Genomic DNA, 14,677 nt, shown 5'->3' on the forward strand with positions numbered 1-14,677 from the left:
TAACCCAATTGCCTATAAACCTTCTACAACGGGAAAATAAAAACCTCTTTAAGAATATATCTATCATCTAATGCAGACAAATTGTAACTACAAATATTGGTGTAAAACCGGACTGTGCGCCGAGAAATGAGATCAATAACGAACAATAACTAAAGCCAAAACCGCCGACGTAGTGGAATGGTTTCAAGTCCTTCTTCCATCCCCTTCGCCCAAATAAAAAAGCGCCGAGTAACTTCGCTACTCAGCGCCTTTCAGAACCAACGAAACTGTTATTTAGCGGTTTGTTTGATCTGCTCAACAATCGCTTTCAGGCCGTTGCCACGAGATGGACTTAAGTGTGCAATCAAACCGAGCTGCTCAAAATACGCATCAATGTCGAACGCTTGGATCTGCTTAGCAGTTTTTCCGTCAAACGCGGCCATCACCAAGGCAATCAAGCCACGGACAATACGCGCATCAGAATCCGCACAGAAATGCCAAACACCATCCTGCTCCTGACTAACCAGCCAAACTAAGCTTTCACAGCCTGACACCGTGACTTGTTCTGATTTCAGCGCTTCGGGCATTTGAGGTAATTTCTTTCCCCACTGGATAACTTGGCGGTAGCGATCTTCCCAGCCTTTAAACTGCTGCATCGTCGCGACAATATCGTCACTTGTTATCTCAGAACCAAATGGTGAAACTGGGAAATCAGTCATGGTGCGTACTTCTCTTTGTTATTACTTCTTATACTTTTGAATCAGCTTTTCTACTATGCGTGAAACCGCAACAAAGCCGAACGTTGCTGTCACAACGGTTGCCGCGCCAAATCCACTTGCGCAGTCCATTCGCTTAGGACCTTCTGCCGTAGACTTCACACCACATACCGAACCGTCTGCCTGTGGGTATTTTAGCTGCTCGGTAGAGAACACGCAGTCAATGCCAAATTTACGCGCAGGATTCTTCGGAAAGTTATGATGACGACGTAAGGTGTCTTTAATTTTTTTGGCCAGTGGATCCTGAATCGTCTTGGTCAGATCCGCCACCATAATTTGTGTTGGATCGACCTGACCACCAGCGCCACCCGTCGTGATCACTTTGATCTTGTTACTACGGCAGTAAGCCAATAGAGACGCTTTTGCTTTCACACTGTCGATCGCATCCAACACGTAATCGAACTCTTTGCTCAAGTATTCATGCTGGTTGTCTGGAGTGATGAAATCATCAATCAGATTCACCTTACATTCTGGGTTAATCAACTTAACGCGCTCGGCCATCACTTCAATTTTGCTTTGGCCAACCGTTCCAGACATAGCATGGATTTGACGGTTAATGTTCGTTACACACACATCATCCATATCGATCAACGTCAGCTCACCAATTCCAGTTCTCGCCAGCGCTTCTACCGCCCAGGAACCAACGCCACCGATACCAATCACACACACATGCGCGGCACGAAGAATTTCGACTTCGCTGTTACCATAAAGACGACGAGTGCCGCCAAAACGTTGATTGTAGTTGTCAGATGCCGGAGTATCGAGTTCGCGCATATTGAAATCCAGATGATCGATAGAAAAACAAAGAGTGCGATTTATACGCACTCTTTGAGAAAATGTCTAGACAAGAGGACGTTCCTCTCTACTTATCAATCCACTATTGTATCTTTTCTGGTGATAAAGCCCAAGGCGCTTGAGTCGGCGTGTTCTCTAAGCCAAGTTTCCAAACACGACCAAAGTGTTTGTAATGACCCGCTTCGATTCCCGCTCTTGCACCGATACCATGATACAGATCTAAGTGGTTACGTTTAACTGCACCACCTGTGTCGAGTACAAGCAGAATGCGTAATTGATGTGCGCCGCTCCACGTTCCATCCGCATTAAGTAATGGTACTTCTGCCAGAACTGGCGTCCCCATTGGCAAGATTGAACGGTCACCCGCTACTGCTGCCATTGGTAACAGTGGAATGCCCGCGGCTCCGGTCACTGGCGCTTCTGATTTAGGGGCAAAGAACACGTAAGATGGATTCTGTTCAAGTAGCTCACGCACGGTCGCTTCATCATTAGCCATCACCCAATCTTTAATCGCTTTCATCGACATTTCTTCACGCGGCACTTCACCGCGCTCAATCAAAATTCGCCCGATACTGACGTAGGCTTTGTTGTTCTTTCCTGCATAGGCAAAGTACTCCAACGTGTCATCGTCTTCGAAATGCACATAGCCACTGCCCTGCACTTCCATCATGAAAGGATCAATTCGGTTTGGGGCATAGCCAAGCACCAGACCTTTACCGTCTAAGGCACCATCGTAAATCTCGGCACGCGTCGGGCAATCAGATGAACAATTCGGCTTACCATAAACTGGATATCTAAAGATGTTATTTGGCTGATGACGCAACTCCATCACCGGAGAGAAATATCCCGTAAACAACACATTGCCTTTTTTATCGCCCCCACCTAGTTGCGCCGCTTGAATACCGTAAGCGCTAAGCACACTGGTGTCGCCACTTTGCTGAGCCCACTCACTCAATCTGTGATACAGCGGTTGGTACATCTTCGCCATAGAGGGAGATTTAATCAAAACCTGCTCAACTTGCTTGTTGAACTCGGTAAAGTCGCGAGGCTTGTTCGACTCAACCACGTCCACTTTATTGAGAATTTGAGGAAATTCACCATCGATGTATTGATGGGCAAGATCGTTTTTCTGAGCACAACCAAACAGAAGGCCTAGAGTAACAATAGGAAGAAGTTGTTTTAGCACGTGATTATTCCGTAATAAAAGATAGCAAAAGGATGGCAAACAAAGACAGGCAACGCAATTGAAAAGCCGCGTCAAAGTGTTTCAAAACTAGGTCAACTGTTAAATATGCTGTAATTCCATCCAATTAGTTTCGAATTAACAACATGATAGCAGGGGGACGAATACGCAATTGTCCAGAAAGTGTTTGAATATACGTTATTTGAGCTGTCCAAAATGGAACGGGAATGAATGTCACGTTCAGCGCAGGGTGCTGTCGAAACTTCGCTCTAAACGAAAAATTGGCAGATAATGCACGTTAGCGTCTAACTTCATTTCTGTGTGTTGCTGGCCAATAAACCTAAACCGGCGAACACTCGAACCAAACTTAAAAGACAAAGCCTCCCCATCGAAGTCAAAATCGGTCGCAACTGTAGAACCATTAACGGTGACACCTCTTTCGCTTAACTCAAAAACCTCACGAGCGTATGGTGCGACCTCTTGCTCTACCCATTTGCCATAAATAATTGATTTTTCAACAGGCGGGTTGATATAACGAGAAATCCAGTCACTGTACAACATACCAGCGATAATTGTACCAACTACTGCGATAAGCATCAGAAAGCGCTCTACGCCTTTTCGAAGTTGGGATTTTTTGGATGAGTCAGATTGGGGCTGAGTAGTAATCGTAGCATTCCTCTCTGGGGCTGAAGATGTGATGACCACTGATAGCGGAAAGATTGAGGCATTTTATCCTTCATCCTATTATTCCCCAAAGGACCACTCTTCATATATTTGTCCTTTATTCCAAAAAATTCACCTTGCCATTAGATGAATAAAAAGACATTATTTAAGCATAAATAAACACAAGGAATGGCTGTAGTGAAAATTCGTAGTACCGCACTCGTTAAAGGGTTCCGCCAATCAACCCCCTATGTAAATGCACACCGTGGCAAAACCATGGTGATCATGCTCGGTGGAGAAGCGGTCGCCCACAACAACTTTGGAAACATTATCAATGACATTGCATTAATGCATAGCCTTGGCATTAAAGTGGTGGTGGTTTATGGCGCTCGTCCGCAAATTAACCAATTATTGGTAAAACAAAACCTTACTACGCCATACCATAAAGACATCCGAATTACTGATGAAGAAGCCTTATCAGTAGTTATGCAAGCCGCAGGTCAACTACAGCTGGCGATAACTGCACGCCTATCCATGAGCCTGAACAATACACCTATGGCTGGGACAGAGCTAAGCGTTGTATCCGGGAACTATATTATTGCTCAACCTCTGGGTGTGGATGATGGTGTCGACTACTGCCACAGCGGACGGATTCGCCGCATCGATACTGACGCGATTAATCGCACTCTGGACCAAGGTTCGATTGTTCTGCTTGGTCCAATTGCCAGCTCCGTCACGGGTGAGTGTTTCAACTTACTTTCTGAAGAGGTCGCCACCCAGCTTGCGATTAAATTAGGCGCGGACAAATTGATCGGTTTTTGTTCAGAACAAGGTGTCATTGATGACAACGGCAATGCGGTCGCTGAGCTGCTTCCTATCGAGGCAGAGCATGTTATTAAAACATTAACGGAAAAAAGCTCACCAGATTCAGACTACTACACCGGTACACTACGTTTCTTGAAAGGCTCGATTGCCGCTTGTCGTGCGGGCGTACCACGCAGCCATTTGATCAGTTATAAAGTCGACGGTGCCTTAATTCAGGAACTGTTCTCTTTCGATGGTATTGGTACGCAAGTGGTCATGGCCAGTGCTGAGCAAGTCCGTCAAGCCAACATCGACGACATCGGCGGCATTTTAGACTTAATCCGCCCTCTGGAAGAACAAGGTATATTGGTGAGGCGCTCACGCGAGCAATTGGAACAAGAAATTGGAAAATTCACCATCATCGAAAAAGATGGGCTCATCATTGGTTGCGCTGCGTTGTACCCATACGCCGAAGAGCGCAAAGCGGAGATGGCTTGCGTAGCGATTCATCCAGATTACCGCGATGGTAACCGTGGATTGTTATTACTGAATTACATGAAGCACCGCTCAAAGTCAGAAAACATTAATCAGATCTTTGTGCTCACGACCCACAGCCTGCACTGGTTCAGAGAGCAAGGCTTTTACGAAGTGGGCGTGGATTACTTACCGGGAGCAAAGCAAGGTTTATACAACTTCCAGCGCAAATCAAAAATCTTAGCTTTGGATTTATAAAGATTAAAAAGACCGAGTGCATACTCGGTCTTTTAGTTTCTAGTTGGCTAGTCGCTGCACCAATCCACTGGCTCGCGTTGTTTTCACCTTTATTCCTCGTTTAAGCACATTCAGCTCCGCGTAAAGCGCTAAACGTTTCTTCGCTCGGGTGATGCCTGTGTAAATCAGCTCACGGGTTAATATCGGGCTAAAATCTGGCGGCAGAATCATTAAGGTGTAATCAAACTCACTGCCCTGCGATTTATGAATTGTCATGGCGTAGGCCGTTTCATGCTCTGGCACTCGGCTTGGCAGTACCGACTTAACACTACCATCAGGGAGTTCGAAAAAGACTTTCAAACGCTGCTCTTCTTCGCTGTCATCCCGCATACAAATACCAATATCACCGTTATACAAACCTAAACCGTGATCATTGCGCGTAACCATCACAGGTCTGCCGTGATACCAAATCTCATCCTGCACCTTAATCAGCTTACGCGCTGCAAGTGCTTTCTCTATGCGCTGGTTTAACCCAGCCACACCAAAGTCACCTTCGCGGATCGCACAAAGCAGTCTGCACTGGTTAAATGTGTCTAACACCACTTTGGCTTTTCGGGTTAACGTTTCAGGTTCTCCCGTATTTGGATCCTGCTCTTGCTGCCCAATACGCTTCAGATAACGACCGTACTCTTGTACCAACGTCTGCATCATCTGATTGTAGTTTTGGCTACTCAGAGCAAAATGTTCGATATCTGAAAAGTCTCGCGCCCAGACATTGTCCACACTGGCCGCAGAACCCAAGTTCACCGCTTTTGCTAATTGACCAATGCCAGATCGTGCATCAAACCGGTAACTCTTTTGCAGCATACACAGACTGTCCGCAATACTGGACGCACTGTTGCTACTGTGGGCCAAGGTGTCAAAACCGGTCAGCTTTGCGATGGCCGAAGCCTGCTCTTTGCCATAACCCAAAGCATGGAACGAGCAAATATCACCCAACACTGCCCCCGCTTCTACCGAGGCGAGCTGATCTTTATCACCAAGCAGGATCAGTCGTGCATGCTTAGGCAATGCATCGACCACTTTGTACATCATGGGTAAATCGACCATCGACGCTTCATCAATCACTAAGATATCCAGATGCAGCGGATTCTGTTTGTTATGACGGAACTCTGCGCTATTAGGGATCGCGCCCAACAAGCGGTGCAAGGTGCTCGATTCAGTCGGGATTTTGGCTTTTAACTCAGGAGAAACCGGTAACTCTTGCACTGCTTTGCCAATTGATTCGGTTAATCGTGCAGCCGCTTTACCCGTCGGAGCCACCAGCTTGATGGTTAAATTCTTCTCTTGTGCGGCCTGCTCTATCAGCGCAGCAAGCAATTTGGTTACCGTAGTCGTTTTACCGGTGCCCGGTCCACCAGAAATCACTGCAAATCGACGGGTTAGCGCGACTGCGGCCGCGACTTTTTGCCAGTTTACACAAGCAGAAAGTGGCACGAGGTCATCCAGAGGTTGTAAGTCCTGAACTTTATTGGCTTGGCGTAAAAGTTCATCAATCGCTGGCCAATCCAATGCGTCGCTTGCGACAACATCAAGGTGGTCACACACCAATTGCTGACGCAGAACTTGGGTGCTACTCCCAGCTTCAGTGGCTTTGGCAATCGCGTTAAAAAGAAAGTGATATTGACGCGCAAACAGATGGTTAAGCAGCTCAGATAATCGCGTAAATTCTTGCGGTTGCAAGCTAACCGCCGCGCCCAGTTGATTGAGCTTTTCCGCCAGTGTCACTTCATAGTGCCAGTAACGATGTAAATACAAACGCTCACCATCGAACATCAGCGGCAGCGCTTCTCCCTGTGCGCCAACCAAACTGGAATTTTCCAATAATTGTGGCCAATTAATACCTTGCAGTTGAGTATTAAGCGTTAACGCTGCCTCACCGAACAGCCCCAACTTACTGGCCAAATCAGTCGGCTGACCTTGCGCATCGAAGAGAGGCAAACAGATATGTCCTTTACCAAGCTCACTACTGACGACACCAGCGATAAAGGCCAGCGCCTGACCGTCTGATTGTGATTCACTCTGCGCATCATCAGTTTGAGCATAAAGAAAACGTGCGAATTGGTAGTCGAGCTGACGAATCGCACCTTTGTGTGCTAACCGTTCAAGTGTTGCCAGCAGGCTCTCTTGGTGCGATGGAAGATTGTTATTGGTCGTCATTACAGTAGCTCCATCTGCCCAGCCTGAGTCGATCGTGTTTCCAGTGTTTGACCATCAATCAAACGATCCATCTCATGTAAAAATTCTAACGTTGGTTTGGCGGAAAATATGCCGTGATCGCTTTGCCCATCCATACCGCGTAAGAACAAGTAATACACGCCACCAAAATGCTGATCGTATTGATAATTAGCCAGCCGACTGCGCAAAAAGCGATGCAGTGCTAAAGCATAAATCTGATACTGCAAATCGTAACGGTGGTCCGCCATGGCAGATTTTAGTGCTTCACCATGGTAGTGAGTCACATCGTCGCCAAGGTGGTTCGATTTCCAGTCCAGCACGTAGTACTTGCCTTGATGCTCAAACACCAAGTCGATAAAGCCTTTGAGCATGCCTTGAACCGTTTGGAAACCTAAATCTCCCGCTTTGGCAGACAATGGGTCATGTCGTTGAATCACACGGTTCAGCGCCGGAGCGGACAACACTTCAATTGGCAGAAGAAACTCCATCTCCACCAAACGCTGCGATGGTGCTTTTTGATTAAGCAGCAATGATTTTCCGTCTAATGGTGTGGCAAGCACAGTATCAATCAGCTGTTGTAAAATGGGCAACCACTCTTCATCCAACTGCTCACTTTCCATCAAACCGAGAATGATTTGGGTATTCTCTTCCGTCGTGGCTGGCTGAGTAAACTCAATTTCCTCGAATAAGCTGTGAAGGAACGTCCCCGGACGCGCGCCTCTTGGGAAGGTGAAAATAGAACGCTCAGGCTCAACCAAATCCTCTTCGTCTTGCTCGTCAGAAGAGTCAATATCAAAGCCAGTAATCTCAATGGTGGCGTCGTGTTCAGTCTGATGAGAGCACTGCTTGACCAAACCCGAATAACTGGTGATACGCCAGTTTCTGTCGATAGGATTTTGTAGTTCTTTCGCAGTGAGATCACACACTTCTTCTTGTGGCGCTACATACATCTCTTCGAGCTGCTGTGGCGGTTCACCTAAAGCGACGCAATCAAGCTTATCTTGCTGCTGTTTTAAACCTTGGTACAAATCGTTGATTCCGCCTTCTTGGCCATTTTGCACCAAATAGCCGATTGCGCTGCGGTGAACACCAGTTGGTTCTTTGGTTGAGCGTCCGTTACGCAAAGGCGAAGCACCAATAAAGCAAGCATACACGGCGCGCGTTAACGCTACATATATCAGACGCAGATCTTCCGCTAAACGCTCTTTGTCCGCTTGCATCATTGATGCATCATTGCCCGTAATATCCAGTACAGTGCGGTCAGTGGCCGCATCGTAATATTTGGCTTCGCTGGCTTCTCGGTAACTGAACACAAACGGCAGAAAGACCAGGTCATATTCCAGACCTTTTGATTTGTGAATAGTGACGATCTGTACCAAATTACGCTCAGATTCCAAACGTTGGATTTGGTCATCACTACCACCCAACCCATTTTCCGCATCACTGATAGACTGAGCTAACCAGCGCAGCAGCCCATGATCACTATCTAATTCGTTGCTGGCTTGCTGAAGGAGTTCACCAATGTGCATTAAATCGGTAAGTACTCGCTCACCATTTTCTCCTTGTGAGCTTGCGCCCTCTTCTAACAATCGTTCTGCAATATGGCGCTTGCTGATCACCGCGCGCAGCATGGGTAATACCCCACGTTGAACCCAAAGTTTGCGATATTCTTTGAACTCATTAACTGCATTTTCCCATACAATTTCATCGTTATTGAGTGCGTCCAAGCTGGCGGCATCCAATGCAAACAGTTCAGAGGCGAGACTTGCACGCAGCGCTCGGTCATTTTCCGGTGTCAGTACCGCTTGCAGAAGACGCTGCAGATCTTGAGCAACCGAGCTGGTAAACACGCTGTCTCGGTTAGACAGATATACGCTGGCAATGCCTTGATCTGCCAACGCCTGTTTAATCATTCGGCCTTCGCTACCAGTACGAACCAGTACTGCGATATCGCCAGCTTGAACAGCTTTCTCTTTTTCACCGTTCACCAGACACGCTTGCCCCTGCTGAGCCTGAGTCAAAATCGTTCGGATTTGGCTTGCCGTTGCCTCCGCCATTCGAGTTAAATATTCGCCTTTTGGCAGCGGTTTTTCTTCAGCGTTTTGCAACCAATAAGTCAGTGCTGGTTGCTTTTGACCACCCATAGTCCAAATGCGTTTTTCGGCATTTGGACTGTAGTTTACGGGTAAGAAAGGAATGTCCGAATCATAGATAAATGGGCTGTCTGGCAAGGCAAACACTTGGTTCACTGCCTGCACCATATCCGCACTTGAACGCCAGTTCGTTCCTAGCGTGTAGTGGGCACTTACTTGGTTACGAGCTTTAATATAAGTGAAAATGTCTGCGCCACGGAAACCATAAATCGCCTGTTTCGGGTCACCGATCATAAACAAACCACATTCTGGATTGTTCAGATAGATACGACTAAAAATACTGTATTGCAGCGGGTCGGTATCTTGGAATTCATCAATCATCGCGACCGGATACAAAGTGCGAATTCGCTCAGCCAGTAGCTCGCTTTCATCGGTATCGATAGAAGCAGAAAGTTGAGTCAGTAAGTCATCGAAAGATAGCCACTGCTTCTGATTTTTTGCATTTGCTAACATCACGCGACAGTGTTCAATCGCATGAGCCAACAGTGGCGCTTTTAAGCTAATAGGATTGGCAAGAAAAGCCTCAATCGCTTCAAAAACGGCGTGCTGCGGCGCACTACCTTTAGGTGTTTTTTCCGACAGGACATTTTGCGCAAACTTCTCCAGCTTGTCAGGATAGTCATAACCTGTGGTTTCTGTTGCTGCCCAAGCATTCACTGCCTCTAACCAGGTCGGCAGAGACTTTTTGGTGTAGCTGCGTTTGTTGATGTCTGAATCCGAAATCAGTGCTAAAAAATCATCCTGGCTATCTCGCCATTGTGCTTTCAGCTGATCAATTTTTTTCAGATTCTCAGTATGAACATCGGCCAAACTACCTTTCATCGCAGGTACAGAAAGGCTTAACGGTGCGCCTGTTAAGTAATTGCTGATGTCAGACAACAGTGCAGATGGAGAACCCCACAACTGACGAATTTCCCCCGCTAAAGTGAATGGCAATGGGTAGAAGTTACGTCGCCAATAGTCAGCTACCACCTGAGCTTTAAGGTGGCTTTCGTCCGTCACGAACTCGTTATTAAATCGGCTGCCGGATTCAAAAGCATTTTGTGTCAGCATGCGCTGGCAAAAACCGTGAATGGTGTAGACCGCAGCCTCATCCATTTGACGCTCTGCCTGGAGAAGAATTTCCGCCGCTTGCTTGTGATCGTCGAACTCACTAAGCAAAGGCTGAATGACTGGATCGGAGCTGTGTCCGCGAGCAAAAGCGATACGCGCATCATGGATTCTCGCCCTGATACGATCGCGTAACTCCGCTGTCGCCGCTTCGGTAAAGGTCACAACCAGAATTTGATCAACGGTAAGCGGGACGCGATGTTTGGTCTCTGCACTGCCGTGACCAAGCAAAAGGCGCAGGTATAAACCCGCAATAGTGAAGGTTTTGCCCGTACCCGCGGATGCCTCAATTAACCTCGCACCATGTAAAGGAAACGTCATCGCTTCTAGTGGTGTTGGCTGCGGTTGCCCAGTGGCTTCTAAATCATGGTTAGGTAGCTCTGCACCTGACATTTGATCCATAACGCTGAATCTCTCCGGATTATCAACTGATAGAAGTGTGATCTATCGTTAAAAATTCTATTTATATGTTTACCAAGTTGGATAATTTAGGGCTTTGTGGGATCTTTCTCACGGTTATCCATCTGTTGCACCGTTAGTATGCGCCTCACGAGATAAGCCAAGCCTTTAAGGCGGCAACACTCAAATGAATTAAGCAAAAGTATCATGGTCCCTCTGACCTTGTGGCCGTACAGCGAACGCCCTACAAAAAATAATGATTTTCTGGCGGCCACCCTACTCTCCCTTTACTCTATCCAACTGTCCTTGCTACGCTTTTATATCGTCCGCATCTTGAACCGCTAAACGCGCACCTTGCAGCACCAACGCCGTCAATAAGCGTACTTCTTTCGCCAAATCATCATTCCAAGCTGGCCAAATACGTGCAATATACGCATTGTTTCCTTCGCCTGAACTCATGTAGCCATCGTTGAATATATCTGCCATTTTCTTCAAAGATTTTTCTTCGTCGTCAGCCCACTGTCCACGACTAAATCCGGCTTCAACACATGCTAACGCCGTTTGCGGGAAATAAGGCAAAGGCTTAGTCATGCCTTCAAAGAACAGACGAACCAATTCCGTAAGTAATTGCTTGGCATACTGCGCGTCAGCAATTTCCGGGTAGATTAAATGAACCGCACCTTCTTTGCGGTCATAGCCAATAATATGGGTTTTTTTGGCATGGCCCGAGGCTGACATGGCAAGATGATCAATCCAAGCGGCCAGATAATCCTGTGAACGAACCCTACCGCTACGGTAGCGAATCAACCCGGATTGGTAACACTGAGTAAGCCAACCTGTCAGGCGAACTTTTTTCTCATCGCCTTCATTGCCTTCGAATAACGAGTCAAAGGTCAGGTCGATTTCTAAATCGTCTTGCGGTGCGCCAGATAGAAACGCCAGTTTGTCCACCAGCTCTTCAGCCTGAACTCGGTTAGTTTCAAACTCGATATCACCAAACGCACCGACTGGTAACTTACCTTGTGCACGTTGTTGACTCATAAAGTGCTTAAGCACATCTGTTTTCTTCTCTGGCTGTGTCAACGTGGTTTCGAGCAAGGTTTCTAACAGCTCATCACGCATTTGATAGCTTTCCAAACCACCGAGTACAAATGGTTCATCGTCTTCCATGACTGGCAATGGCGGCTCAAATACCACTTTTAAGCGGCGATTAAAAAAGTACTGTACCGGTAAACGCCAGAAACGTTGCAGCTCGACTAAATCGAGCTCTAGTGGGAACGTGGCTCCCAGCAGATAATCGTCCAATGCGCGATTAAAGTCATGACGAACGTAGCCTTGAGATTGGCTACTCTGGGTTAACGCCGCGGGAATCCACTCTTTGGCGTAGCTGGAGTGCATCCCCTGAAAGGCACTTGGGCTAAATGGCACCATGGCGTGCGTATTGACCAGCGCTTTCAATAAATTATCGCCAGACTCATCAACCGGTAAACCTTCATCACCGCCTAAACAGTAATTTTGGTGACAGTATTCCATCAACTCAGAAACCAGCACTGACGGTACGCGCTCGGTGTTGTCTTGAATCGAACGACCGACATAACTGATGTACAGCGTTTGCTGAGCAGACAACATCGCTTCTAAGAACAGGTAACGGTCATCATCTCGGCGAGAACGGTCACCCGGCTTAGTTCTGCCCGTCATCAAGTCAAAGCCTTCCGGCGGCATGGAACGCGGATACACGCCATCATTCATTCCAAGCAGACATACGGTTCTAAATGGAATTGAACGCATTGGCATCAGGGTACAGAAGTTCACTTGTCCGGCAAGGAAACGCTGGCTGACCCGCGTACCGGACAGTTTATCTTGCAAATATTGGCTGATGATTGCTGGTGACAATGCCTCTTCGAATGCGGCATCAGTGAGCTGTTCTTTCAGTTGGCTAAGCGTATCGCGGATGGATTTGAGCGCCATTTCGCCTTCCAACTCGACTGAGAAGAAATCATCCAGCAGTGTAACTAAAGTTTCTCGCCAGCCATCAATCGTCTGAACATGTGCGAGTTTGCAGCGATAGGTGCTGACTTGCTGGATAAAGTGCGCTAACTTGCCCGCAAGCTCTGCGCCCATACCTTGCACTTCGTTGTACGGAGACAAACTGCCTTGCTCGGTTTCAAACAAACCTGCCGACTCTGGCATCGCATAACCCAGTAACATTCGCTGAATGCCAAACTGCCAGGTGTTTTGACGCGTTTCCGGCAGCTCAAATTCGCGTCCGGTATTGGCATCCAATCCCCAACGAATACCCGAGGCTTCAACCCACTGTTTGGCTTGTAAGAAATCGTCTTCACTGAGTTCAAAACGCTTCAAGATCGCCGGAGTTTCCAGCAGTTCAAGTAATTCCGATGCCAAGCAGCGCGTGTTCGGTAGGTTTACCAACTGCATAAATGCCGCAAGAATCGGACTCTCCTGATCCGCCGTTCGGTCTGAAATCGAATACGGAATAAAACGCTCACCCGGCGCATTACCAAATACTGCTTGAATTGCGGGACTGTAGGCGTTGATGTCCGCAACCATGACGATAATATCGCGTGGCTTTAACGTTGGGTCAGCATCGAACATCGCCAGAAGTTGATCATGAAGCACTTCGACTTCACGCATTGGACTGTGACAGGCGTGTAGACTTAGCGATTTGTCGCCCAGACTAACCACTTGCTTGTGGCCACTATGCTCAATCTGCTGGTCGTCCTGGTGTTCTTCAAGGTTTAAAATATCTGCTTGCAGTTGATGGAGCAGACTATCACGCTCGACATCAACAAACGCTTCAATCTCATGGGACTCCAGCTGAGATAGCAGATACATGTTATCGCGGCCAAGTTTCCCCATCGAAGCCAATAGACTGTTTCCGACCACATCAGTGTGCAGTTCGTCGAGCACATTATCTTCTACAGACCCTTTCAACTGCTCGGTTTCACCTTGCACTTCAGAGTGGTCATCCTGCCAAACTACATGCTGACGATGTTTCGCTGCCAAGCGAGCCAGGTACTTGCGATCTCGAACCTCACCCCAGTAATAACGACATGGATTGGTGAACATCAAATGCACGTCGATGTGTTCGCCAATCGCTTTTAGCGCATCCATGTAACGTGGTGGTAAAGAGGAGATACCAAAAACAAACAAACGCTTGGGCAAATGATCGAAGTTGCCGTTAAAATTGTCTAACGTGTCGATAAAGTGTTCATAAAGGTTAGCTCGGTGATAAGGAGACTGCCCCAGAGAAACCGTGTGGTCGTACAATGCTTGCCACAAAATTGGCTGCCACGGATGCTCGTCTTCCAGCTCTGGCACACTCTGACCCGCTTCCCAGCTGGCGATCCATTCCGGACGGTATACCAGGTAGCCATCAAATATATCGGCAATTTTTTCTGCCAGCTGATACAGCTTGGAGTTATCACTGTCGTCTTTGAGATATTGCGCCAACGGTGAAAACGTCTCTTGGTTTAGAAGCCCTGGTAACAGGTGCATCAACTTCCACGTCATGGCTTCTTTGTTAAATGCACTGCGTTTTGGCACATCAGGCAATACCTGAGTGAACATTTCCCAAATGAAGGTCGCAGGGAGCGGAAAATCGATGTTCGCCGCCACACCAAACTCTTTGGCCAGTTCCATTTTTAACCACTGAGACATACCGGGGCTTTGAACCAGTATTTGTTCTTTCTCGAACGGGTTTTCCAGCGGACTGATGCGAATCAGTTCAACTAGAAGTGATTTGAGAACGTCAACTTGGTTGGAGTGATAAACAGTAAACAAATTGGGAACACCGAGTGCCGATTGAAACTGTTAGCTAGCTTAGCACAGCGCTATTTAAACCCGCA

Annotated in this window: 8 protein-coding genes; 1 reads left to right on the top strand and 7 read right to left on the bottom strand. The window is 47.3% G+C overall.

Annotation, left to right across the window (positions count from 1 at the left end; genetic code table 11):
• Window positions 1-269: 269 nt before the first annotated feature.
• The 4 genes from csdE to VEJY3_RS12345 form a co-directional block, all read right to left on the bottom strand.
• Complete coding sequence (gene csdE / locus VEJY3_RS12330) at window positions 270-698, bottom strand: cysteine desulfurase sulfur acceptor subunit CsdE (RefSeq protein WP_014232809.1); 429 nt, start codon at window positions 696-698, stop codon at window positions 270-272.
• Between the two features lie 21 nt (window positions 699-719).
• Window positions 720-1,529 carry a tRNA cyclic N6-threonylcarbamoyladenosine(37) synthase TcdA gene (tcdA, locus tag VEJY3_RS12335; RefSeq protein ID WP_014232810.1) on the bottom strand — a complete coding sequence of 270 codons (810 nt, stop codon included), beginning with the start codon at window positions 1,527-1,529 and terminating at the stop codon, window positions 720-722.
• 103 nt (window positions 1,530-1,632) lie between these two features.
• Window positions 1,633-2,736, bottom strand: a complete 1,104-nt coding sequence (gene mltA, locus VEJY3_RS12340) for a murein transglycosylase A (protein WP_014232811.1) — start codon at window positions 2,734-2,736, stop codon at window positions 1,633-1,635.
• A 237-nt stretch (window positions 2,737-2,973) separates the two neighbouring features.
• Window positions 2,974-3,330, bottom strand: a complete 357-nt coding sequence (locus VEJY3_RS12345; protein ID WP_014232812.1) for a DUF2850 domain-containing protein — start codon at window positions 3,328-3,330, stop codon at window positions 2,974-2,976.
• Between the two features lie 264 nt (window positions 3,331-3,594).
• Between VEJY3_RS12345 and argA the strand changes: the two genes are divergently transcribed.
• Window positions 3,595-4,932 carry an amino-acid N-acetyltransferase gene (gene argA, locus VEJY3_RS12350; protein WP_014232813.1) on the top strand — a complete coding sequence of 446 codons (1,338 nt, stop codon included), beginning with the start codon at window positions 3,595-3,597 and terminating at the stop codon, window positions 4,930-4,932.
• A gap of 39 nt (window positions 4,933-4,971) precedes the next feature.
• Here argA and recD read toward each other — a convergent pair whose 3' ends face one another.
• From recD to recC, 3 genes are all read right to left on the bottom strand, one after another.
• A complete protein-coding gene (gene recD, locus VEJY3_RS12355; RefSeq protein WP_014232814.1) occupies window positions 4,972-7,131 on the bottom strand; it encodes an exodeoxyribonuclease V subunit alpha in 2,160 nt (719 codons plus the stop codon).
• Complete coding sequence (gene recB, locus VEJY3_RS12360) at window positions 7,131-10,805, bottom strand: exodeoxyribonuclease V subunit beta (RefSeq protein WP_049794668.1); 3,675 nt, start codon at window positions 10,803-10,805, stop codon at window positions 7,131-7,133. The genes recD and recB overlap by 1 nt, the downstream gene beginning before the upstream one ends.
• Before the next feature lie 315 nt (window positions 10,806-11,120).
• Entirely contained in the window at window positions 11,121-14,612 is a 3,492-nt protein-coding gene (gene recC, locus VEJY3_RS12365; RefSeq protein WP_014232816.1) for an exodeoxyribonuclease V subunit gamma, read from the bottom strand.
• Between the last annotated feature and the right edge of the window lie 65 nt (window positions 14,613-14,677).

This window comes from Vibrio sp. EJY3, from assembly GCF_000241385.1.
Classification (GTDB): Bacteria; Pseudomonadota; Gammaproteobacteria; order Enterobacterales; family Vibrionaceae; genus Vibrio; species Vibrio natriegens.

What these genes read in the sequence shown, in the direction of transcription:
- tcdA (WP_014232810.1), bottom strand. Translation starts at nt 1,529, where the DNA reads ATGCGCGAACTCGATACTCCGGCATCTGACAACTACAATCAACGTTTT.
- csdE (WP_014232809.1), bottom strand. Translation starts at nt 698, where the DNA reads ATGACTGATTTCCCAGTTTCACCATTTGGTTCTGAGATAACAAGTGAC.
- VEJY3_RS12345 (WP_014232812.1), bottom strand. Translation starts at nt 3,330, where the DNA reads ATGCTTATCGCAGTAGTTGGTACAATTATCGCTGGTATGTTGTACAGT.
- recB (WP_049794668.1), bottom strand. Translation starts at nt 10,805, where the DNA reads ATGTCAGGTGCAGAGCTACCTAACCATGATTTAGAAGCCACTGGGCAA.
- recD (WP_014232814.1), bottom strand. Translation starts at nt 7,131, where the DNA reads ATGACGACCAATAACAATCTTCCATCGCACCAAGAGAGCCTGCTGGCA.